Origin of the sequence: Sinisalibacter lacisalsi (assembly GCF_014640115.1) — a bacterium.
Classification (GTDB): domain Bacteria; phylum Pseudomonadota; class Alphaproteobacteria; order Rhodobacterales; family Rhodobacteraceae; genus Sinisalibacter; species Sinisalibacter lacisalsi.
In genome coordinates this window covers 599,505-622,276 of sequence record NZ_BMGI01000001.1, presented here as the reverse complement: position 1 = coordinate 622,276, position 22,772 = coordinate 599,505, and the positions used below count along the sequence as shown (strand labels likewise).

The 22,772-nt window shown below is 64.2% G+C and carries 21 protein-coding genes; 1 reads left to right on the top strand and 20 read right to left on the bottom strand.

The features are described 5' to 3' along the window. Window positions 1-148: 148 nt before the first annotated feature. The 5 genes from rplP to rplB are packed head-to-tail and all read right to left on the bottom strand — an operon-like array spanning window position 149 to window position 2,792. A complete protein-coding gene (gene rplP / locus IEW01_RS03090) occupies window positions 149-562 on the bottom strand; it encodes a 50S ribosomal protein L16 (RefSeq protein WP_188526122.1) in 414 nt (137 codons plus the stop codon). 12 nt (window positions 563-574) lie between these two features. Then, on the bottom strand, window positions 575-1,285 hold the full coding sequence (rpsC, locus tag IEW01_RS03085; protein ID WP_188526121.1) for a 30S ribosomal protein S3: 711 nt from the start codon (window positions 1,283-1,285) through the stop codon (window positions 575-577). Then, window positions 1,285-1,665 (bottom strand): 50S ribosomal protein L22, encoded by a 381-nt coding sequence (gene rplV, locus IEW01_RS03080; RefSeq protein ID WP_188526120.1) that lies wholly within the window; start codon window positions 1,663-1,665, stop codon window positions 1,285-1,287. The genes rpsC and rplV overlap by 1 nt, the downstream gene beginning before the upstream one ends. 3 nt (window positions 1,666-1,668) lie before the next feature. After that, window positions 1,669-1,947: a 30S ribosomal protein S19 gene (gene rpsS, locus IEW01_RS03075; RefSeq protein WP_188526119.1), complete on the bottom strand. Its 279-nt coding sequence runs from the start codon at window positions 1,945-1,947 to the stop codon at window positions 1,669-1,671. Between the two features lie 2 nt (window positions 1,948-1,949). Continuing rightward, window positions 1,950-2,792, bottom strand: a complete 843-nt coding sequence (gene rplB / locus IEW01_RS03070) for a 50S ribosomal protein L2 (protein ID WP_188526118.1) — start codon at window positions 2,790-2,792, stop codon at window positions 1,950-1,952. Window positions 2,793-3,151: 359 nt separating this feature from the next. Here rplB and IEW01_RS03065 point away from each other — a divergent pair, with 359 nt between their 5' ends. Further along, window positions 3,152-3,421 (top strand): hypothetical protein, encoded by a 270-nt coding sequence (locus tag IEW01_RS03065; RefSeq protein ID WP_188526117.1) that lies wholly within the window; start codon window positions 3,152-3,154, stop codon window positions 3,419-3,421. Window positions 3,422-3,458: 37 nt separating this feature from the next. Here IEW01_RS03065 and IEW01_RS03060 read toward each other — a convergent pair whose 3' ends face one another. The 15 genes from IEW01_RS03060 to rplJ all read right to left on the bottom strand — a co-directional run bounded on the left by IEW01_RS03060 (window position 3,459) and on the right by rplJ (window position 22,529). After that, entirely contained in the window at window positions 3,459-4,184 is a 726-nt protein-coding gene (locus tag IEW01_RS03060; protein WP_188526116.1) for a L,D-transpeptidase, read from the bottom strand. Window positions 4,185-4,385: 201 nt separating this feature from the next. Next, a complete protein-coding gene (locus IEW01_RS03055; RefSeq protein ID WP_188526115.1) occupies window positions 4,386-4,682 on the bottom strand; it encodes a 50S ribosomal protein L23 in 297 nt (98 codons plus the stop codon). After that, the gene (rplD, locus tag IEW01_RS03050; RefSeq protein ID WP_188526114.1) at window positions 4,679-5,296 is read right to left on the bottom strand and encodes a 50S ribosomal protein L4; all 618 of its coding nucleotides are present in this window, start codon (window positions 5,294-5,296) and stop codon (window positions 4,679-4,681) included. Before rplD ends, IEW01_RS03055 begins: the two co-directional genes overlap by 4 nt. Then, on the bottom strand, window positions 5,293-6,024 hold the full coding sequence (rplC, locus tag IEW01_RS03045; protein WP_188526113.1) for a 50S ribosomal protein L3: 732 nt from the start codon (window positions 6,022-6,024) through the stop codon (window positions 5,293-5,295). Before rplC ends, rplD begins: the two co-directional genes overlap by 4 nt. A 14-nt stretch (window positions 6,025-6,038) precedes the next feature. Beyond that, window positions 6,039-6,353 carry a 30S ribosomal protein S10 gene (gene rpsJ, locus IEW01_RS03040; RefSeq protein WP_188526112.1) on the bottom strand — a complete coding sequence of 105 codons (315 nt, stop codon included), beginning with the start codon at window positions 6,351-6,353 and terminating at the stop codon, window positions 6,039-6,041. 68 nt (window positions 6,354-6,421) lie between these two features. Further along, a complete protein-coding gene (gene tuf / locus IEW01_RS03035) occupies window positions 6,422-7,597 on the bottom strand; it encodes an elongation factor Tu (RefSeq protein ID WP_188526111.1) in 1,176 nt (391 codons plus the stop codon). Window positions 7,598-7,680: 83 nt separating this feature from the next. Then, on the bottom strand, window positions 7,681-9,804 hold the full coding sequence (gene fusA / locus IEW01_RS03030; RefSeq protein WP_188526110.1) for an elongation factor G: 2,124 nt from the start codon (window positions 9,802-9,804) through the stop codon (window positions 7,681-7,683). A 10-nt stretch (window positions 9,805-9,814) separates the two neighbouring features. Further along, entirely contained in the window at window positions 9,815-10,285 is a 471-nt protein-coding gene (gene rpsG, locus IEW01_RS03025; protein ID WP_188526109.1) for a 30S ribosomal protein S7, read from the bottom strand. Window positions 10,286-10,297: 12 nt separating this feature from the next. Next, complete coding sequence (rpsL, locus tag IEW01_RS03020) at window positions 10,298-10,669, bottom strand: 30S ribosomal protein S12 (RefSeq protein ID WP_188526108.1); 372 nt, start codon at window positions 10,667-10,669, stop codon at window positions 10,298-10,300. Window positions 10,670-10,955: 286 nt separating this feature from the next. Beyond that, window positions 10,956-11,864 (bottom strand): DMT family transporter, encoded by a 909-nt coding sequence (locus IEW01_RS03015; RefSeq protein WP_268236798.1) that lies wholly within the window; start codon window positions 11,862-11,864, stop codon window positions 10,956-10,958. After that, window positions 11,861-12,724: a glycosyltransferase gene (locus tag IEW01_RS03010; protein WP_188526107.1), complete on the bottom strand. Its 864-nt coding sequence runs from the start codon at window positions 12,722-12,724 to the stop codon at window positions 11,861-11,863. The genes IEW01_RS03015 and IEW01_RS03010 overlap by 4 nt, the downstream gene beginning before the upstream one ends. Window positions 12,725-12,832: 108 nt before the next feature. Beyond that, window positions 12,833-17,101 (bottom strand): DNA-directed RNA polymerase subunit beta', encoded by a 4,269-nt coding sequence (rpoC, locus tag IEW01_RS03005; RefSeq protein WP_188526106.1) that lies wholly within the window; start codon window positions 17,099-17,101, stop codon window positions 12,833-12,835. Between the two features lie 90 nt (window positions 17,102-17,191). Next, window positions 17,192-21,331, bottom strand: coding sequence for a DNA-directed RNA polymerase subunit beta (rpoB, locus tag IEW01_RS03000; RefSeq protein ID WP_188526105.1), 4,140 nt, complete (start codon window positions 21,329-21,331; stop codon window positions 17,192-17,194). Window positions 21,332-21,572: 241 nt separating this feature from the next. Then, window positions 21,573-21,947 carry a 50S ribosomal protein L7/L12 gene (rplL, locus tag IEW01_RS02995; protein ID WP_188526104.1) on the bottom strand — a complete coding sequence of 125 codons (375 nt, stop codon included), beginning with the start codon at window positions 21,945-21,947 and terminating at the stop codon, window positions 21,573-21,575. A gap of 69 nt (window positions 21,948-22,016) precedes the next feature. Then, a complete protein-coding gene (gene rplJ, locus IEW01_RS02990) occupies window positions 22,017-22,529 on the bottom strand; it encodes a 50S ribosomal protein L10 (protein WP_188526103.1) in 513 nt (170 codons plus the stop codon). Between the last annotated feature and the right edge of the window lie 243 nt (window positions 22,530-22,772).

The window sequence follows — 22,772 nt, the reverse complement described above, 5'->3', positions numbered from 1 at the left end:
GACCAGCCCCGTGCCGCGTCGGGGCAAACGAAAACCCCCGCCGGGTGACCGGCGGGGGTTTTCTTGTCTCTAACGGGGCGCGGCCCGGACAAATCCTGCGGATTTGCCTACACCACGCCGGACAGAAAACGCTTGCGCGTTTTCGTCCTTACCAGTCTTCCCGCATCACGGTCCGGGTCTTGATCGGCAGCTTCATCGCAGCGAGGCGGAGCGCCTCGCGGGCGATCTCCTCGTTGACGCCGTCGATCTCGAACATGATCCGGCCGGGCTTGACCTTGGCGGCCCAGAAATCGACCGAACCCTTGCCCTTGCCCATCCGGACTTCCGTCGGCTTCGACGACACCGGGACGTCGGGGAAGATACGGATCCAGACCCGGCCCTGACGCTTCATGTGGCGCGTCATGGCCCGGCGGGCGGCTTCGATCTGGCGCGCGGTCACGCGCTCGGGTTCCACCGCCTTGAGGCCGAAAGTGCCGAAGTTCAGATCAGAGCCACCCTTGGCCTGGCCCTTGATCCGGCCCTTGTGCATCTTGCGGAATTTGGTGCGCTTCGGTTGCAGCATTTTATGCTCTCCTTACCGGCGGCCGCCCATGGCGCCACGTGGCGCCGGGCCTTCCTGGAGTTCCTGGAGCTTGCGATCATGCGCAGAGGGATCATGCTCGAGGATCTCGCCTTTGTAGATCCAGACCTTGATCCCGATGATGCCATAGGCAGTCTTGGCCTCGGCAAGCGCATAGTCGATGTCAGCGCGCAGCGTGTGCAGAGGCACCCGGCCCTCGCGCGTCCACTCCGTACGGGCGATCTCGGCACCGCCGAGACGGCCGGCGACGTTCACCCGAACACCGAGCGCACCCATGCGCATGGCGTTCTGCGCCGCCCGCTTCATCGCGCGGCGGAACGAAACCCGGCGCTCGAGCTGCTGGGCGATGCTCTCGGCCACCAGTTGGGCGTCGAGCTCGGGCTTGCGCACCTCGACGATGTTGAGATGCAGGTCGCTGTCGGTCATCTTGGCGAGCTTCTTGCGAAGCACCTCGATGTCGGCGCCCTTCTTGCCGATGATGACGCCCGGACGCGCGGTGTGGATCGTGACGCGGCACTTCTTGTGCGGACGCTCGATGATCACCCGGCTGACGCCCGCCTGCTTGACCTCTTCGCGAATGAAATCGCGCATCTTGAGATCTTCGAGCAGGAGATCGCCGTAGTCCTTGGTGTCGGCATACCAGCGGCTGTCCCAGGTGCGGTTGACCTGAAGGCGCATGCCGATCGGATTGACTTTATGACCCATTAGGCTTGCTCCTCAACTTGACGCACCTTGATGGTGAGTTCCGAGAACGGCTTCATGATCCGGCCATAGCGGCCACGCGCCCGCGGACGGCCGCGCTTCATCACCAGGTTCTTGCCCACGAAGGCCTCGGCCACGACGAGCTCGTCGACGTCGAGGTTGTGGTTGTTCTCGGCGTTGGCCACCGCGGACTGAAGGCATTTCTTCACGTCCTGGGCGATGCGCTTCTTCGAGAAGGTGAGGTCGGAAAGCGCCTTGTCGACCTTCTTGCCACGGATCATCGCGGCCACGAGGTTGAGCTTCTGCGGGCTGGTGCGCAGCATGCGCAGTTTCGCCATCGCCTCGTTGTCCGCCACGCGGCGGGGATTCTTATCCTTGCCCATGGCTTATTTCCTCTTCGCTTTCTTGTCGGCGGCGTGGCCGTAATAGGTGCGCGTCGGCGCGTATTCACCGAACTTCTGGCCGATCATGTCCTCGGAGACGTTCACCGGGATATGCTTCTTGCCATTGTAGACACCAAAGGTGAGGCCGACGAACTGCGGCAGAATGGTGGAACGGCGCGACCAGATCTTGATGACCTCGTTGCGACCCGACTCGCGGGATTTTTCGGCCTTCTTGAGGACGTAGGAGTCGACAAAAGGGCCTTTCCATACAGAGCGCGACATGATTACCGACCCTTCTTCCTGGCGTGACGCGAGCGGACGATCAGCTTCGACGACGCCTTGTTCTTGTTGCGGGTGCGGGCACCCTTGGTCGGCTTGCCCCAGGGCGTGACCGGATGACGGCCACCGCTGGTGCGGCCTTCACCGCCGCCGTGCGGGTGGTCGATCGGGTTCATCACGACACCGCGGACAGAGGGGCGCTTGCCGTAATGGCGGTTGCGCCCGGCCTTGCCGAGGTTCTGGTTCGAGTTGTCGGGGTTCGACACCGCGCCGACCGTGGCCATGCATTCCTGGCGCACGAGGCGAAGTTCGCCCGACGACAGCCGGATCTGGGCATAGCCGCCGTCACGTCCGACGAACTGGGCATAGGTGCCCGCGGCGCGCGCGATCTGGCCGCCCTTGCCGGGCTTCATCTCGACGTTGTGCACGATGGTGCCGATCGGGAGGCCCGAGAAGGGCATCGCGTTGCCGGGCTTGATGTCGGCCTTCTGGCTCGCGACGATCTGGTCGCCGACGGCGAGGCGCTGCGGGGCCAGGATGTAGGCCTGCTCGCCATCGTCATAGGCGATGAGGGCGATAAAGGCGGTGCGGTTGGGATCGTATTCGATCCGTGCCACGCGGGCGGGAACGTCGAACTTGTTGCGCTTGAAATCGACGATGCGATAGAGACGCTTCGCGCCACCACCACGGCGACGCATCGTGATCCGTCCGGTGTTGTTCCGGCCGCCCTTCTTCGTCAGACCCTCGGTGAGGGCTTTGACGGGACGTCCTTTCCAAAGCTCCGAACGGTCGATCAGCACCAGCCCGCGCTGGCCCGGCGTCGTCGGCTTATACGACTTGAGTGCCATGCTTTCTGTCTTCCGTTGCTTTGCGGCGGGTTGCCCCGCCTGTCTGTTAGTGCCCCCCGAAGGGAGCGGGGTGTAGGGCCCCGGAGGTCCCCGAATTCAATAAGCCAGAGGCCCCGGAACGAATCCGGGGCCACGTGACTGGCGCGGTATAGCGGGGTTGGGGGGGCGTGGCAAGTGCGCCGGTTGTTTGGCGCAGGATGGTGTCAAGAGGCGTGGCGCCACGGGCGATAGTCCGGGCCGGTTGGCACCTGGCTTCAGGCGGGCCGGCAGTCGCCCCGTAGCCTTTGGTTTTCCCCTCCCCTCTGGTTATCCGCTGCCGCTTCGCGCATTCTGCAACCACCGAACAGGAGTCTTTATTGATGAAAAAGCCGATTCTTCTCTTGGCCAGCGCGGCCCTGTTTCTGGCGGCCTGCGAAGGCACGGGCGTGCCCTCTGGCCCCTCCGGCTCTTTCGTGCAGCTTCCCGAGGGCGTGCTGGCGATCGCCGCCCCCTACCAGGACCTCAACGCCGTGAAAATCGACGAGGCCGATGGCTGCTACGTCTACCGCCACATCGGACCGGTGGAGACGACCTTCCTGCCGCTGCGGTCGAAGGACGGGCGGCCGATCTGTTCCCGCGCTTCGGGCTGACGGCAGGTTCGCGGCGCTTGGCCTTGCCCGAGGCGCTTCAGCTGCGCGACGCGATCACGTCTTCCGGCGGATAGAGCACCGCCATCGCCCCCTTGGCGACGTGCGGGTAGAGATCGTTGATATGCGCCATCACCATGCGGACGCAGCCAGAGCTTGCGCGCCCGCCGATGGATCCGGGGTGCGGCGAGCCGTGGATGCGCAGCAGCGTGTCGCGGTTGCCGACGAATAGATAGAAGGCGCGCGAGCCGAGCGGGTTGCGGGGGCCGGCATCCATGCCGTGCTCATACTTGGCGTATTGCGGGTCGCGCCTGATCATCGCCTTCGTCGGCGTCCAGGTCGGCCACTTGGCCTTGCGCCCGATGGTATAGGTGCCCGGCTCGTAGAGGTTGCCCTTGGCGATGGCGACGCCGTAGCGCATCGCCGTCCCGTCATCACCGATGTGGTAGAGGTAGCGCGCCACCGCGTCGACATGGAGGCTCCCCGGCGTCAGGCCCGGGTTGGCCTCAACCCGCTGCGGCAGGAAGCGCGGATGAAATCCCCAGGGGTTGGAGGTGGCCGGATCGTAGTTGGCGGGGGTGACCTGCGCGTCCCACCGATCCCATTTCGCCGGATATGTCCGGGGCGCGCGCGGCGCCGGTTCGGGCGCGGTTTCGACCGAAGTGGCCACGGCGTCAGACCCGGCCTCGTCAGCCGTCTGCGCCTGCGCGATCGGGGCCGAGAAAAGGGCCGCGGAGGTGATGACGAAATGGCGTCGGGTCAACATGGGATACGATTCTCGTAAAGAAATGATACCTTAGTGTGGGCTGCGAAGGCCGGGCAGATCAAGCAAGGAACCGGTCACATGGCCGTGTTTGGCAGGTTCTGGCGTGTCCAGGCCGCCCAAGCAAAGAGAAAAGGCCCCCCGCTCGCGCGAGGGGCCCTCCCAATTCTCGATCATGGGCCGGGGGTCAGCCCGGCACCAGGCTCAGAGCCCGGTGGTCACGTCGATCGTGTTGCCTTCTTCCAGCGTCACGTAGGCTTTCTTCACGTCTCTCCGCTTGCCGGTCTGGCCGCGGAAACGCTTGACCTTGCCCTTGGTGATGGTGGTGTTGACCGCCTTCACCTTGACGCCGAAGAGGCTTTCGACGGCCTCCTTGATCAGCGGCTTGTTCGCGTCGATCGACACTTCGAACACCACCGCGCCGGATTCCGACGCCATGGTGGCCTTCTCGGTGATGATCGGCTTGCGGATCACGTCGTAGAGTTTCGCCTTGTCGGTCATTTCAGCCGAGCCTCCAGAGCTTCGACACCCGCCTTCGTGAGCACCAGCGTGTCACGCTTGAGGATGTCATAGACGTTGGCGCCCATCGAGGGCAGCACGTCGAGCCCGTCGATGTTGCGCGCGGCCTGGGCGAAGGTTTCGTTCACCTCCGCACCGTCGATGATCAGCGCGCGCTTCCAGCCCAGGTTCTTGAGCTGCTTGGCGAGCGCCGAGGTCTTGCCGTTGGATTCGGCGGCCTCGATGATCACCAGCTCGCCCGCCTTCGCCTTGGCGCTGAGCGCGTGGCGCAGACCCAGCTTGCGGAACTTCTTGGGCAGTTCATGGGCATGGCTGCGCGGGGTCGGACCCTTGTAGATACCACCCTTTCGGAAGATCGGCGCGTTGCGGTCGCCGTGGCGTGCGCCACCGGTGCCCTTCTGGCGATAGATCTTCTTCGTCGAGTAGCTGGTCTCCGACCGGGTCTTGACCTTGTGGGTGCCGGCCTGCGCCTTGTTGCGCTGCCAGCGGACCACGCGGTGCAGGATGTCGGCGCGCGGCTCGAGGCCGAACAGCGCGTCATCCAGATCGACCGAGCCGGCCTTGCCGCCGTCCAGTTTGATCACGTCGAGTTTCATGCTTCAGCGCCTCCTTCGGGGGCTTCTGCCGGCGCTTCCACGACCGGTTGAGCGTCCGATTTCAGGGCCGCCGGGTGCGGCACGCCGTCAGGCAGCTTTTTCTTCACCGCGTCTTTCACGGTGACCCAGCCGCCCTTCGAACCGGGCACGGCGCCCTTGATGAAGACGAGCCCACGCTCAGCGTCGGTCCGCACCACTTCCAGGTTCTGGGTGGTGACGCGGGCGGCGCCCATGTGGCCGGCCATCTTCTTGCCCTTGAACACGCGGCCCGGGTCTTGGCACTGACCGGTGGAGCCGTGCGAACGGTGACTGATCGACACGCCGTGCGAGGCGCGCAGGCCGCCGAAGTTGTGCCGCTTCATGGCACCGGCGAAACCCTTGCCGATCGAGGTGCCGGAAACGTCCACCTTCTGGCCTTCGACGAAGTGCTCGGCCGAAAGCTCGGCGCCCACGTCGATCAGGTTGTCGGGGCTTACGCGAAACTCGACGAGTTTACGCTTGGGCTCCACCTTGGCGGCCGCGAAATGGCCGCGCATGGCTTGAGACGTCCGCTTGGCCTTGGCCGCGCCGGCACCGAGCTGAACGGCGGTGTAGCCGTCGCGCTCGGCGGTGCGCTGAGCCACCACCTGCAGGTTGTCGAGTTGAAGAACGGTCACGGGGATCTGCTTCCCGTCCTCCATGAACAGGCGGGTCATGCCCACCTTCTTTGCGAGAATGCCAGAGCGCATTACCGATGCCCTCCTTAGACCGAGATCTGAACGTCAACGCCGGCGGCGAGGTCGAGCTTCATCAGCGCGTCCACGGTCTGCGGCGTCGGGTCGACGATGTCGAGAAGCCGCTTGTGGGTGCGGATCTCGAACTGGTCGCGGGATTTCTTGTCGATGTGCGGCCCACGGAGAACCGTGAACTTCTCGATCTTGTTGGGCAGCGGAATGGGTCCGCGCACCTGGGCACCCGTCCGCTTGGCGGTGCTCACGATTTCCGCGGTGCTGGCATCCAGCACACGGTAATCGAACGCCTTGAGGCGGATGCGAATGTTTTGGCCTTGAAGCGCCATGGGTCTTGCCTTTCGCGTTGAGAGGTAGGGAGCGGGTCGGGCCCGCGCCCTACATCGAACAGGTTTGATTACTCTACGATCTTCGACACGACGCCGGATCCGACGGTGCGGCCGCCTTCGCGGATGGCGAAGCGCAGGCCGTCTTCCATCGCGATCGGGGCGATCAGCTCGACCTCGAACTTCAGGTTATCACCCGGCATCACCATCTCCGTGCCCGAGGGCAGCGTCACCGTGCCGGTCACGTCCGTCGTGCGGAAGTAGAACTGCGGACGGTAGTTCGCGAAGAACGGCGTGTGGCGGCCGCCTTCCTCCTTGGTCAGGATGTAGACCTCGCACTCGAACTTCGTGTGCGGCGTCACCGAACCGGGCTTGCACAGAACCTGGCCACGCTCGACCGCGTCACGGTCGATGCCGCGCAGCAGAACGCCCACGTTGTCGCCGGCCTCGCCGCGGTCAAGCAGCTTGCGGAACATCTCCACGCCCGTGCAGGTCGTCTTCTTGGTGTCGCGGATGCCCACGATCTCGAGCTCGTCGCCCACGTTGACGACGCCACGCTCGACCCGGCCGGTCACAACCGTGCCACGCCCAGAGATCGAGAACACGTCTTCGATCGGCAGCAGGAACGGCAGGTCAACCGCGCGCTCCGGCGTCGGGATGAACTCGTCGACCGCCGCCATCAGCTCGCGGATCGAGTTCTCGCCGATCTCCGGATCGCGGCCCTCGAGGGCGGCCAGCGCCGAGCCCTTGATGATCGGAATGTCGTCGCCGGGGAACTCGTACTCGGTCAGAAGCTCGCGGATCTCCATCTCGACGAGTTCGAGAAGCTCCTCGTCGTCAACCTGGTCCACCTTGTTCATGTACACCACCAGCGCCGGAACACCCACCTGGCGCGCCAGAAGGATGTGCTCGCGCGTCTGCGGCATCGGGCCGTCAGCGGCCGAAACCACGATGATCCCGCCGTCCATCTGCGCCGCGCCCGTGATCATGTTCTTCACGTAGTCGGCGTGGCCGGGGCAGTCGACGTGCGCGTAGTGACGGGCGTCGGTCTCGTACTCGACGTGCGCCGTCGAAATCGTGATCCCCCGCGCCTTCTCCTCAGGCGCGCCGTCAATCTGGTCGTAATCGCGAAAATCGCCGAAATACTTCGTGATCGCCGCCGTCAGTGTCGTCTTGCCGTGGTCAACGTGACCAACCGTCCCGACGTTCACGTGCGGTTTGGAGCGTTCAAACTTTTCCTTAGCCATCTTGTCTTCCTTTTCGTTTCGGGTGGCGGGGAGGCCCCGCCCTACGGGTGGTGGGTAGGGCGGGGTTCACCCCGCCATCCCGGTTATGCGTATTTCGACTGGATCTCGTCCGAGATGTTCTGCGGAACCGGTTCGTAGTGGTCGAACTGCATCGTGAACTGGGCCCTGCCGCTCGACATCGAGCGCAGGTTGTTGATGTAGCCGAACATGTTGGCCAGCGGCACGAACGCCTGGATCGCGACGGCATTGCCGCGCGGCTCCTGGCCCGACACCTGGCCGCGCCGCGAGGTCAGATCACCGATGATGTTGCCGGTGTATTCCTCCGGCGTCACCACCTCGACCTTCATCATCGGCTCGAGCAGCTTCGCGCCGGCCTTCTTGAGACCTTCGCGCATACCCATGCGGCTGGCGATCTCGAAGGCGAGCACCGAGGAGTCCACGTCGTGGAACTTGCCGTCGACCAGCGCCACCTTGAAGTCGATCACCGGGAAGCCGGCGATCGGGCCGGAGTCCATCACCGACTGGATGCCCTTTTCGACACCGGGGATGTATTCCTTCGGCACCGCGCCGCCGACGATACGGCTTTCGAACGAGTAGCCCTCGCCCGGCTCGGTCGGCGAAATCTCCAGCTTGACCTCGGCGTACTGGCCCGAACCACCCGACTGCTTCTTGTGGGTGTAGGTGTGCTCGACCTTGTGCGAAATGGTTTCGCGGTAAGCCACCTGCGGCGCGCCGATGTTGGCCTCGACCTTGAATTCACGCTTCATCCGGTCGACGAGGATGTCGAGGTGAAGTTCGCCCATGCCCTTCATGATCGTCTGGCCCGATTCGAGATCGGTCTCGACGCGGAACGACGGATCTTCGGCGGCGAGACGCTGAAGCGCCTGCGCCATCTTCTCCTGGTCGGCCTTGGTTTTCGGCTCGACCGCGATCTCGATCACCGGATCCGGGAAGGTCATGGTTTCGAGCACCACCTGGTTCTGCGAATCGCACAGCGTGTCGCCGGTGGTGGTTTCCTTCAGGCCGGCCAGCGCGATGATGTCGCCCGCGTAGGCCTCTTCGATTTCCTCGCGGTTGATCGAGTGCATCATCATCATCCGTCCGATGCGCTCACGCTTGCCCTTGGTCGAGTTCATGATGCCGTCGCCCTTCTTCAGCACACCCGAATAGATGCGCGTGAAGGTGAGCGAGCCCACGAAGGGGTCGTTCATGACCTTGAAGGCGAGCCCGGCGAAGGGCTGGCTGTCATCGGCCGAGCGGGCGATGTTACGAGTTTCCGTCTCGTCGCCCGGGGCGAAGCCCATGTAGGGTGGCACGTCGAGCGGCGACGGCAGGAAGTCGATCACCGCGTTCAGCAGCGGCTGGACGCCCTTGTTTTTGAACGCCGAGCCACCCAGAACCGGGACGAAGCTGAGCGACAGGGTGCCCTTGCGGATCAGCTTGCGCAGGGTGTCCTCGTCGGGTTCGTTGCCCTCGAGGTAGGCCTCCATCGCGTCGTCGTCCATTTCGACGGCATGCTCGATCAGGTGCGACCGCCACTCTTCGGCGGTGTCCTGCAGCTCGGGACGGATCGGCTGGCGAACCCACGATGCGCCGAGATCTTCGCCGATCCAGACCCATTCTTCCATCTTGAGCAGGTCGACGATGCCCTCGAGCTGGTCTTCGGCCCCGATCGGGAAGTTGATCGGAACCGCGATCGCACCGGTGCGATCCTTGATCATCTTCACGCAGTTGAAATAGTCGGCGCCGATCTTGTCCATCTTGTTTACGAACACCATGCGCGGGACCTTGTAACGGTCGGCCTGGCGCCACACCGTCTCGGTCTGCGGCTCCACGCCGGCGTTGGCGTCGAGCAGCGCCACGGCGCCGTCGAGCACGGCAAGCGAACGCTCGACTTCAATCGTGAAGTCGACGTGGCCGGGAGTGTCGATGATGTTGAAGCGCACCTTGGTGTCCGAGGTGCCCTCGGCGGTCGGGTCTTCCTGGCGCTGCCAGAACGTGGTGGTCGCGGCCGAGGTGATGGTGATGCCGCGTTCCTGCTCCTGCTCCATCCAGTCCATCGTCGCGGCGCCGTCGTGGACTTCGCCGATCTTGTGGGACTTGCCGGTGTAGAACAGGATGCGCTCGGTCGTCGTGGTCTTGCCAGCGTCGATGTGCGCCATGATGCCGAAGTTGCGGTATCGGTTGAGTTGGTATTCGCGTGCCATTGTGGCCCCCTTACCAGCGGTAGTGGCTGAACGCTTTGTTCGCGTCGGCCATCTTGTGGGTGTCTTCACGCTTCTTCACGGCGGTGCCGCGGCTGTTCGCCGCGTCAAGCAGTTCGCCGGCGAGGCGCTCTTCCATCGTGTTTTCGTTGCGGTTGCGGGAGGCAATGATGAGCCAGCGGATCGCCAGCGCTTCACGGCGCTCAGGACGCACCTCGACGGGCACCTGGTAGGTGGCGCCACCAACCCGGCGCGAACGCACTTCGACGGAGGGCTTGATGTTGTCGAGCGCCTCGTGGAACACTTCCACCGGCGCGCGCTTCACCTTGTCTTCAACGCGGCTCAGGGCGTTGTAGACGATCGTTTCCGCGACCGACTTCTTGCCGTCGATCATCAGGTTGTTCATGAACTTCGTCAAAACCCGATCACCATACTTGGCATCGGGCAGGACTTCGCGCTTCTCGGCGGCGTGACGACGGGACATCCTTGTCTCTCCTTACTTCGGACGCTTCGCGCCGTATTTCGAACGACGCTGGCGACGGTCTTTGACGCCCTGGGTATCGAGCACGCCACGAAGGATGTGGTAGCGCACACCCGGAAGGTCTTTCACACGGCCGCCGCGGATGAGCACAACCGAGTGCTCTTGCAGGTTGTGGCTCTCGCCGGGGATATAGCTGATCACCTCGAAGCCATTGGAAAGGCGCACCTTGGCAACCTTCCGCATGGCCGAGTTCGGCTTCTTCGGCGTCGTGGTGTAGACGCGGGTGCAGACGCCGCGCTTCTGCGGGCAGGATTCCAGGTGCACCGACTTGGAACGCTTCACTTTGGGCTGCCGCGGCTTGCGGATCAGCTGCTGGATCGTTGGCATTGGGTCTCGTCCCCGTGTTGCAACACTCTGTTCATGGGGCGCGCGCCCCGGTTAATCTGTTCTGCGCCTCACGCGTCCGCAAAACGCAATCCGCCGCACCCGCCCCATTCCTTGGGGCGACGCGGTGGGATGTCAGAGGATCGGGGCTGGTGCCCGGATCGTGTCCACTTCAACTCTGATGCAGGCGCGGAGGGAGTTCCCCCGACACCCGAATGAGCCGGCGTATATGGGGAGTCGGGGGGGTTGTCAACATGCCTTCGTCGCAACCGGTGCCGCGCCGGCCCGATCAACCCTGCGCGGCGTTCCTGCGCCGCGCCCGCGTCAGGGCGCGTTCACGGTAGAGCGTGAACAGGCCGGTGGCGACGACAATGCCCGCGCCGAGCAGCGTAAGCGGCGTGGGCCAGTCGCCGAACACCAGCCAGCCCATGAACAGCGCCCAGATCAGACCGGTATAGCGAAACGGCGCGACGAGGCCGATCTCGCCCACCCGCATCGTCATCACCGAGGAGAGATAGCCGGCAAAAACGAACACCGCGGCAAGCGCAAGCAGCCCGAGATCGGGCCGGGCAACGGGGTGCCAGCCGTCGAATGCCGTGATTACGCCCGAAGCCAGCATGATCGCCGCCGCCCCCACCAGCGCCACCGTCACCGAGGGGGTGGCCGGCGAAAGACGGCGCGCGGCGAGATCGCGTATGGTGACGAAACCGACCGCACCCAGCGCGAAGAGGGCATGAAGGTCGAACCCCTCCGGCCCCGGCCGCACGATCAGCATCACGCCAAGAAAGCCGATGGCGATCGCCGCCAGCCGCCGCCAGCCCAGGGGCTCGCCGAATATCAGCGCCGCCGCCAGCGACACGGTCAGCGGCAAGGCTTGGAGAATCGCCGTCAGGTTGGCCAGCGGCATCCGCATGAGGGCCGCGAGAAACAGGAAGGTGGCGCCGATATCGGCAAGGCTGCGCACGGCGATGAGGGCCCAGTCCCTCCGCGGCAGGCGCAGACGGATCGCCCCCATGCGCCGGGCGGCGAGATAGATCAGGGCCGTGCTCATCATCCCGCGCAGGAAGATCGCCTGTGCCAGCGGCACGCTGTCGCCCAACGCCTTGATCGCGGTGTCGTTGAAGGTGAAGGCGGCCATCGAGAGCATCATCAGCCCCGCGCCGCGCAGGTTGTCGGACACCGGCGGGCGGGCGTTCACTCGGCGGCCTCGCCGTATTCGTCTTGGTAGGCGCGCAATGCCTGTTTGAACGCCGGCAGGTCGATGCGGAAGCGCTGGCGCAGGGCGCGACGCAGGGCGGCCGGCTCTGCCTCGAAATGCGCCTTGGGGCGCGGGCTGCCGCTGTCGTTGGTGCCGTGAACGCCGCGCACCCACATGTAGCTGTCGCTCTGGGTGACCACCGGCATGGTCTGCCAGATCGTGTGGTGCATGAAATCGAGCACGTGGTTGCCGTCGCCCGGCCGGGTGCAGATCGCGAAGGCGACGCCGAGGAAAGCCTCGAACCGGGGAAAGGCCTCCAATTCTCCGCCGACACCGAACAGGTTGAGCCCGCGGACGTAGTCGATCACCATCGGCCCGCCGGAATTGAACAGCCGCCGCACCTTGCGGAAATCGCGGCGCAGGCGGCGCACGAAATCGACCGACACCGCGTCGTCATCATCCTGCCGGAACTGCAGAACCGCCTCCGCCTCCGGGTCGATATGGCGGGCGATGGCATCGGCGCAGACCTGGCGGTGATCCCCGGGTGGGACGAATTCGGCGACGAGCTGGGGGATCGCCTCGACGTGGCCGAGCATCCGGCTCCGCCACGGCTCGGGCAGGTCTTCGCCCAGCACCACCACGAGCTTGAAGTTCGGGTCTTTCTGCCCGGCGATACCGGGCAGCACAACATGCTCGAACCACGCGAACCGCAAGGCGAGGCGCTTGGGATCGTAGAGAAAGGCCCGGCGGTTGGCGACGTAGTGGTGATGCACCTGGAAGGCGCCTTTCGAGGGCACCGAAAACCGGCACAGGCCCAGAACCTGTACCCCGTGCACCGTGCTGTTCACCACTTCAACCATGGGCTGACTATGTCAGAACCCGCAGAGGCCGAAAAGACCGTTGGTCGGTAAGAAAAAGCCCCGCCGACGGTGCGGCGGGGCCTTGGTTTTCATGGTCGACAGAACCGATCAGGGCTGTTCGTCGCCATCGGTTTCGGGCGTGTCGACGATATCCGTATCCTTGCTGCGGAAGAAATCGTCGGCCGAAACATCGCTGCCTTCGACAGGAGCGGCGAGAGCCGCTGCAGCCTCGGCCTCGGCGCGCGCGGCCTCGATGACCTTGCGATCGCGCTCCTGGGCGATGTGGCGCACCTTCTGGGTTGCGCCGCCGGTGCCAGCCGGGATCAGCCGGCCGACGATGACGTTTTCCTTCAGCCCCACGAGCTTGTCACGCTTGCCCTGAACCGAGGCCTCGGTGAGCACCCGCGTCGTCTCCTGGAAGGAGGCGGCGGAGATGAACGACCGCGTCTGCAGCGACGCCTTGGTGATCCCGAGGAGGATCGGCTGGCCTTGCGCCGGGCGACCGCCCTTGGAAATCGCCTTCTCGTTGGCGGCGTCGAACTCGGCCTTGTCGACATGCTCGCCCTTGAGCAGGGTCGATTCGCCCGAGTCCGTGATCTCCCACTTCTGCAGCATCTGGCGAACGATCACCTCGATGTGCTTGTCGTTGATCTTCACGCCCTGCAGCCGGTAAACGTCCTGCACCTCGTCGATCATGTAGTCGGCCAGCGCCTCGACGCCCATGATGGCGAGGATGTCGTGCGGCGCGGGGTTGCCGTCCATGATGTAGTCGCCCTTCTGGACGAAATCGCCTTCCACAACCGGGATGTGCTTGCCCTTGGGCACCATGTATTCCACCGGCTCGAGGCTGTCGTCGGCGGGCTCGATGGTGATGCGGCGCTTGTTCTTGTAGTCCTTTCCGAAGCGCACGTAACCGTCGATCTCGGCGATGATCGCGTTGTCTTTCGGACGGCGCGCTTCGAAGAGTTCGGCCACCCGCGGCAGACCGCCGGTGATGTCCTTCGTCTTCGCGCCCTCGCGCGGGATACGCGCCACAACGTCGCCGGCCTGGATATCGGCGCCATCTTCGACCGAGAGGATCGCGTCCACCGACATCGGGTAGGTGATCGGGTTGCCGGCGTCGTTGCGAACCGGCTCGCCGTCTTCACCCACGAGGATGATCTCGGGCTTGAGATCGGAACCCTTCGGCGCCGACCGCCAGTCCGACACGATCTTCTGGGTCATGCCCGTGGCATCGTCGGTATCTTCACGCACGGACAGGCCCGAGATCAGGTCGACGAAGCGAACGCTGCCGGCCGACTCGGCGATGATCGGCAGGGTGTAGGGGTCCCATTCGTAGAGCTTGTCGCCCCTTGCCACCTGCTCACCTTCGCGCACGAAGAGCTTGGAGCCGTAGCCCGGCTTGAACAGGGCGCGTTCGACGCCGTTCTCGTCCATGATCGCAACCTGCATGTTGCGGCCCATGATGATCTGCTCGCCGGCGGCGTTTTCCAGCAGGTTGGTGTTGCGGAACTCGATCTTGCCGTCCTGGTTGGCTTCCTGGAACGATTGCTGGCCACCCTGGGCGATGCCGCCGATGTGGAAGGTCCGCATCGTGAGCTGGGTGCCGGGTTCGCCGATCGACTGGGCGGCGATGATTCCCACCGCCTCACCGATGTTGACCATGGTGCCGCGGGCAAGGTCACGCCCGTAGCACATGGCGCAAACGCCTTCCTCGGCCTCGCAGGTCAGCGGGCTGCGGATCCGCATCGAGATGACACCGGCATCCTCGACCGCGTCGGCCTTGCGCTCGTCGATCAGCTCGTTCTTGGCCACCAGCACCTCGCCCGTGGCGGGGTGCACGACGTCATCCGCGGCAACCCGGCCAAGGATGCGCTCGCCAATGCTCGCCACCACTTCACCGTCGTTGATCGCAGGCTTGGCGGTGATCGCCAGTTCGGTGCCGCAATCGTGGACCCGAACAATCGAATCCTGCGCCACGTCGACGAGGCGGCGGGTCAGGTAACCCGAGTTCGCCGTTTTCAGGGCGGTGTCGGCCAGACCCTTGCGGGCGCCGTGGGTCGAGTTGAAGTACTCGAGCACGGTCAGGCCTTCCTTGAAGTTCGAGATGATCGGGGTTTCGATGATCTCGCCCGAGGGCTTGGCCATCAGGCCGCGCATGCCGCCGAGCTGCTTCATCTGCGCCGGAGAGCCCCGCGCGCCCGAGTGGCTCATCATGTAGACCGAGTTCGGCTCCTTCTCGGCGCCGGCGTCGTCGTAACGCACCGCCGAAATCTCGCCCATCATCGCGTCGGCGACGCTGTCGGAGCACTTCGACCAGGCGTCGACCACCTTGTTGTATTTCTCGCCAAGGGTAATGAGGCCGTCCATGTATTGCTGTTCGAATTCCTTCACCTGGTCGCGCACGGCATCCACGATCGTCCACTTGGTGTCGGGAATGACCATGTCGTCCTTGCCAAAGGAGATGCCGGCCTTGAAGGCTTCCTTGAAGCCGAGCGTCATGATCTGGTCGCAGAAGATCACGCTCTCCTTCTGGCCGCAGTAGCGGTAGACGGTGTCGATGACCTGCTGAACTTCCTTCTTGCGCAGCAGACGGTTGACGAGTTCGAACGGCGCCTTGGCGTTGAGCGGCAGCAGCGCGCCGAGACGCACGCGGCCCGGCGTCGTCTCATAACGCTTGCAGACTTCCTGGCCGGTTTCGTCGATCTGATTGATCCGGGCCTGGACACGCGCGTGCAGGTGCACTTCGCCGGCCTCGAGCGCATGTTCGATCTCTTCGATCGACGAGAACACCATGCCCTCGCCCTTCATGCCCTTGCGCTCCATCGTGATGTAGTAGAGGCCAAGGATCATGTCCTGCGACGGAACGATGATCGGCGCGCCGTTGGCGGGCGACAGCACGTTGTTGGTCGACATCATCAGCACGCGGGCTTCAAGCTGGGCTTCCAGCGAGAGCGGCACGTGGACGGCCATCTGGTCGCCGTCGAAGTCGGCGTTGAAGGCCGAGCAGACCAGCGGGTGCAGCTGGATCGCCTTGCCTTCGATCAGGATCGGTTCGAAGGCCTGGATGCCGAGGCGGTGCAGCGTCGGCGCGCGGTTGAGCAGCACCGGGTGTTCGCGGATCACCTCGTCGAGAATATCCCAGACCTCGGGGCGCTCTTTTTCCACCAGTTTCTTGGCCTGTTTCACCGTCGAGCTGAGGCCCTTGGCCTCGAGCCGCGAGTAGATGAACGGCTTGAACAATTCGAGCGCCATCTTCTTCGGCAAGCCGCACTGGTGCAGCTTGAGTTCCGGCCCGGTCACGATGACCGAACGGCCCGAGAAGTCGACCCGCTTGCCGAGCAGGTTCTGGCGGAACCGGCCCTGCTTGCCCTTGAGCATGTCGGAGAGCGACTTGAGCGGGCGCTTGTTGGCGCCGGTGATCACGCGGCCGCGGCGGCCGTTATCGAACAGCGCATCGACCGATTCCTGCAGCATCCGCTTTTCGTTGCGCACGATGATGTCGGGCGCGCGCAGTTCGATCAGCCGCTTGAGGCGGTTGTTGCGGTTGATCACCCGGCGGTAGAGGTCGTTCAGGTCGGAGGTCGCGAAGCGGCCACCGTCGAGCGGCACCAGCGGGCGCAGTTCCGGCGGAATCACCGGGATCACGGTGAGGATCATCCACTCCGGGCGGTTGCCCGACTCGAGGAAGCTTTCCACGATCTTCAGCCGCTTGATGATCTTCTTGGGCTTCAGCTCACCCGTTGCCACCGCGAGATCGGCACGAAGCTGTTCCGCCTCGGCCTCGAGGTCGATCTGGGCGAGCATCTCGCGGATCGCCTCGGCGCCGATGTTGGCGGTGAAGGCGTCCATGCCGTAGAGGTCCTGGGCATCCATGAACTCTTCTTCGGTCATCAACTGGCCGTAGTGCAGATCGGTCAGGCCCGGTTCGATCACCACGTAGTTCTCGAAGTAGAGAATCCGCTCGAGATCGCGCAGGGTCATGTCGAGCATCAGGCCGATGCGGCTGGGCAGCGACTTGAGGAACCAGATGTGGGCGACGGGGGCGGCAAGCTCGATATGGCCCATCCGCTCGCGGCGCACCTTCTGCAGCGTCACCTCGACGCCGCACTTCTCGCAGACGACGCCGCGATACTTCATGCGCTTGTATTTGCCGCAGAGGCACTCGTAGTCCTTGATCGGCCCGAAGATGCGGGCGCAGAACAGGCCGTCGCGCTCGGGCTTGAAAGTCCGGTAGTTGATCGTTTCCGGCTTCTTGATCTCGCCGTAGGACCACGAGAGGATCCGTTCGGGCGAGGCCAACGACACCTTGATCTCGTCAAAGATCTTCGGCGAAGCGAGCGGGTTGAACGGGTTGCTGGTCAGTTCCTGGTTCATCTTGAATTCCTCAAATCGGTGCAGTGGGATGGGGCGGCGCCAAGGCGTCTCAATACGCCTTGGCAGGGGCCGTTTTCGGCCCTTTCGCCTTTATTCCTCGTCCTCCGCATCCAGGAGTTCCATGTTGAGGCCGAGGCCGCGAACTTCCTTCACGAGCACGTTGAAGCTCTCCGGCACGCCGGCCTCGAAGTTGTCCTCGCCCTTGACGATCGACTCGTAGACCTTGGTGCGCCCCGCCACGTCGTCGGACTTGACGGTGAGCATCTCCTGCAGCGTGTAGGCCGCGCCGTAGGCCTCCAATGCCCAGACTTCCATCTCGCCGAAGCGCTGGCCGCCGAACTGCGCCTTGCCGCCCAGAGGCTGCTGGGTGACGAGACTGTAGGGGCCGGTCGAACGGGCGTGGATCTTGTCGTCCACCAGGTGGTGCAGCTTGAGGAGGTATTTCACCCCAACCGTCACCGGGCGGGCGAACTGCTCGCCGCTGCGACCATCGAACAGCACCGACTGGCCCGAGGTGTCGAAGCCCGCGCGCATCAGTGCGTCGTTCACGTCGGCTTCCTTGGCGCCGTCGAACACCGGGGTGGCGATCGGAACACCGCGCGCGACGTTTTCCGCCGCCTCGACCAGACGGGCTTCGTCCATCTCGGCGATCCCCTCGTCATAGACATCGTCGCCGTAGCCGTGACGCATCGCCTCGCGCACCGGGGTGAGATCACCCGAGCGGCGGTATTCGGAGAGCGCGTCGTCGATCTGGATGCCCAGCGCACGGGCTGCCCAGCCCATGTGGGTTTCGAGGATCTGGCCCACGTTCATCCGGCTCGGCACGCCGAGCGGGTTGAGGCAGAAGTCGACCGGGGTGCCGTCGGCAAGGAAGGGCATGTCTTCCATCGGCACGACCTTGGAGATCACCCCCTTGTTGCCGTGGCGGCCGGCCATCTTGTCGCCCGGCTGAAGCTTGCGCTTCACGGCGATGAAGACCTTGACCATCTTCATCACGCCCGGCGGCAGGTCGTCGCCCCGGCGAACCTTCTCGACCTTGTCTTCGAACCGGTGCTCGAGCGCGCGCTTCTGCGCCTCGTATTGCGCGTGCAGGGCCTCGACCTGGGCGGCGTCGGCCTCGTCTTCGAGAGCGAGCTGCCACCACTGGCCGCGCGAGAGTTGGTCGTCGAGCAGGGCGGCGTCGATCGTCGAGCCCGCCTTCACGCCTTTCGGCCCCTTCACCGCGGTCTTGCCCTCGATCATCACCCGCAGGCGGGCGTAGATGTTGCGCTCGAGGATGGCGAGTTCGTCGTCGCGGTCACGCGCGAGGCTTTCGACCTCTTCGCGCTCGATCTGCAGCGCGCGCTCGTCCTTTTCGACGCCGTGACGGTTGAACACCCGCACTTCCACGACCGTGCCGAAATCGCCCGGCTTCACCCGCAGCGAGGTATCGCGCACGTCGGAGGCCTTTTCGCCGAAGATGGCGCGCAGAAGCTTTTCTTCCGGCGTCATCGGGCTTTCGCCCTTCGGTGTGATCTTGCCCACGAGAATGTCGCCCGGCTGCACCTCGGCGCCGATGTAAACGATGCCCGCCTCGTCGAGGTTGCGCAGGGCCTCCTCGCCGACGTTGGGGATGTCGCGGGTGATCTCTTCCGGCCCGAGCTTGGTATCGCGCGCCGCGACCTCGAATTCCTCGATGTGGATCGAGGTGAACACGTCGTCACGCGCGATGCGCTCGGAGATCAGGATCGAGTCTTCGTAGTTGTAGCCGTTCCACGGCATGAAGGCGACGACCACGTTCTTGCCCAGCGCCAGTTCACCAAGATCGGTCGAGGGGCCATCGGCGATGACTTCGCCCTTGGCCACGTCCTGCCCCACCTTCACCAGCGGGCGCTGGTTGATGCAGCTGTTCTGGTTCGACCGCTGGAACTTGCGCAGGCGGTAGATATCGACGCCCGGATCGCCCGGCTGAAGTTCCTCGGTGGCCCGGACCACGATGCGGGTGGCATCGACCTGGTCGATCACGCCGCCGCGCTTGGCCTGGATCGCGGCCCCCGAGTCGATCGCCACCTTGCCCTCGATGCCGGTGCCGACGAGCGGCGCCTCGGCCTGCAACAGCGGCACTGCCTGGCGTTGCATGTTCGAGCCCATCAGCGCGCGGTTGGCGTCGTCGTTCTCGAGGAACGGAATCAGCGATGCAGCAATCGAAACCAGCTGTTTCGGCGACACGTCGATCAGATCGACGCTTTCGCGCAGCGCCATGGTGTATTCGCCCGACTGGCGGGTGTTGACCATGTCGTTTTCGAACCGGCCGTTTTCATCGAGATGCGCGTTGGCCTGCGCCACGGTGTGGCGCATTTCCTCGGTTGCCGACATGTAGACGACTTCGTCGGTCACCGCGCCGTCGACCACCTTGCGATAGGGGGTTTCGATGAAACCATACTTGTTCACCCGCGCGAAGGTGGCCAGCGAGTTGATCAGGCCGATGTTCGGGCCTTCCGGCGTTTCGATCGGGCACATGCGGCCGTAGTGCGTCGGGTGCACGTCGCGCACCTCGAAGCCGGCGCGCTCTCGGGTGAGGCCGCCCGGGCCAAGCGCCGAGAGACGGCGCTTGTGGGTGACTTCCGAGAGCGGGTTGGTCTGGTCCATGAACTGCGAAAGCTGCGACGAGCCGAAGAACTCGCGCACCGCCGCCGCGGCGGGCTTGGCGTTGATCAGGTCCTGCGGCATCACCGTGTCGATCTCGACCGACGACATCCGCTCCTTGATCGCGCGCTCCATGCGCAGCAGGCCGACGCGATACTGGTTTTCCATCAGCTCGCCGACCGAGCGGACGCGGCGGTTGCCGAGGTGGTCGATATCGTCCACCTCGCCCTTGCCGTCACGCAATTCGACAAGCGCCTTCACGCAAGCCACGATATCCGCGTTGCGCAGGGTGCGCTGGGTATCGTCGGCGTCGAGATCGAGGCGCATGTTCATTTTCACCCGGCCGACGGCCGAGAGATCGTAGCGCTCGCTGTCGAAGAACAGGCTGTCGAACAGCGTGCTGGCGGCGTCGACGGTGGGCGGCTCGCCCGGGCGCATCACGCGGTAGATGTCCATGAGCGCGCTGTCGCGGTTCATGTTCTTGTCCACCGCCATGGTGTTGCGGATGTAGGGGCCAACGTTGACACCGTCGATGTCGAGCACCGGAATGTTGGTGACACCCGCGTCGATCAGCTCTTTCAGGCTGCCGCCGGTCACGTTGCCGTCCTTGTCGGTTTCCCAGGTCAGCTCATCGCCGGCCTCGACGTAGATCGCCCCGGTTTCCTCGTTGATGATGTCCTTGGCGACGTAGCGGCCGACGATGTTGTCGAACGGGACGAGAAGCTCGGAAACGTTGCCTTCGTCGATCAGCTGCTTCACCGCGCGCGGGGTGATCTTCTTGCCCGCCTCGAACAGCACTTCGCCGGTCTTGGCGTCGACGATGTCGATCGTCGGACGGGTGCCGCGCACCCGCTCGGGGAAGAACCGCGTAACCCAGCCCTTGTTCTTCTTCAGCTTGAAATCGACCGTCTCGTAATAGGCATCCATGATGCCTTCCTGGTCCATGCCGAGGGCGTAGAGCAGCGTCGTGACCGGCAGTTTGCGCCGGCGGTCGATGCGCGCGAAGACGATGTCTTTCGCGTCGAACTCGAAATCGAGCCAGGAGCCGCGGTAAGGAATGATGCGGCAGGCGAACAGCAGCTTGCCCGAGCTGTGCGTCTTGCCCTTGTCGTGGTCGAAGAACACGCCGGGCGAGCGGTGCATCTGGCTCACGATCACGCGCTCGGTGCCGTTGACGACGAAGGTGCCGTTCGGCGTCATGAGCGGCATGTCGCCCATGAACACGTCCTGCTCCTTGATGTCCTTGACGCTCTTGGCGCCGGTATCTTCATCGACATCGAACACGATGAGCCGGAGCGTGACCTTCAGCGGCGCCGCGTAGGTCATGTCGCGCTCCATGCACTCCTCGACGTCGTATTTCGGCGTTTCCAGCTCGTATTTCACGAATTCGAGCACGGCGGTTTCGTTAAAATCCTTGATCGGGAAAACCGACTGGAAAACGCCCTGGATACCGTCGCCATCGGTGGGCTCCTCGGCATCACCCGACTTCAGGAAAAGGTCGTAGGACGATTTTTGAACCTCGATGAGGTTCGGCATTTCCAGCACTTCGCGGATCTTGCCGTAGTATTTGCGAAGACGTTTCTGGCCAAGGTAGGACTGCGCCATCAGGTGTGCACCTTTCTTTTCTCACTGACGCGCGTAGCCGCCGGGCTTCGGCTCGCGCACCGTTCGAAACAGGGGGTTCGGATCCATACCTGGCAGCCCTCCCACAGGCCACCTCCCGATCCTCGAACCGCGCCTTGGGAAGGGCTCAGAGCGCCCAAGCCCTTTCCAAGACAGGTTCGGCCGGACCCGGATTTCTCCGGGCCCAGCCTGAATTTTTGCGGGGGCTCGGCCCCAACGGCCCTTAGGCCAGCTCGACTTCGGCGCCAGCGTCGGCGAGCTTCTTCTGCACCTCTTCGGCCTCGGCCTTGGAGACGCCTTCCTTGATCTTGCCGCCGGCTTCCACGAGGTCCTTGGCTTCCTTGAGGCCAAGGCCGGTGAGGCCGCGCACTTCCTTGATGACCGCGATCTTGTTGGCGCCGGCGCTCTTCAGCACGACGTCGAACTCGGTCTTCTCCTCTTCGGCGGGGCCGGCGTCGCCAGCCGGGCCGGCCATCATCACAGCGCCGCCGGCGGCGGGCTCGATGCCGTACTCGTCCTTGAGGATGGTTTTCAGTTCCTGGGCTTCGAGAAGGGTCAGACCCACGATCTCTTCGGCAAGTTTCTTCAGATCAGCCATTTTGATTTCCGTTCTTTCAGATGTGTTCCAACGTCTATGCGCTTGCGCTCACGTCGGTCCTTCGATTGCTTACGCAGCCTTTTCCTCGATGGTGGAAAGGATGGATGCGATGTTGGAAGCAGGTGCGCCAATGGCCCCGGCGATGTTTGCGGCAGGTGCACCGATCTGCGACACGATCTGAGCGATGAGCTCTTCACGCGACGGCATAGCGGCAACCGCCTTGACACCAGCCAGATCCAGCGCCGTCTCACCCATGGCACCGCCGAGGATCACGAGCTTTTCGTTATCCTTGGCGTATTTATCCATGACCTTGGCCGCGGCCACAGGGTCTTCGGAATAGGCGAGAACGGTCATCCCCTCCAGGTATTCGGCGATCGAAGCGGCCGGCTTACCATCGAGGGCGATCTTGGCGAGCTTGTTCTTGGCAACACGCACCGACCCGCCCGCTTCGCGCATGCGTCCGCGCAGGTCCTGCATCTCAGCAACCGTGAGACCTTCGTAATGGGCAACCACTACGACGCCAGAGCTTTCGAAGATCTGGCCGAGTTCCTCGACCACTTTCTCTTTCTGGGCTCTATCCACAGTTTCACTCCAAGTATGGGAGGTTGGAACCCCCCGGCTCATGTTTCACCGGGGCGCGAACCCCGGCAATCGGGTCCGTACGGGTCCGTCCAACTCGCCCCGGGAGCCAGGCTGCCCGAAGAAATCTGGTTTACCCGTCTCGGGCAGGATTTATGGAAGCCCATGACCTCCACCCACCGTCTCGGACGAATTGACAGGCCGCCACGATAGAATCGGGCGACCGGTCGCGAGCGGTTTAGTAGG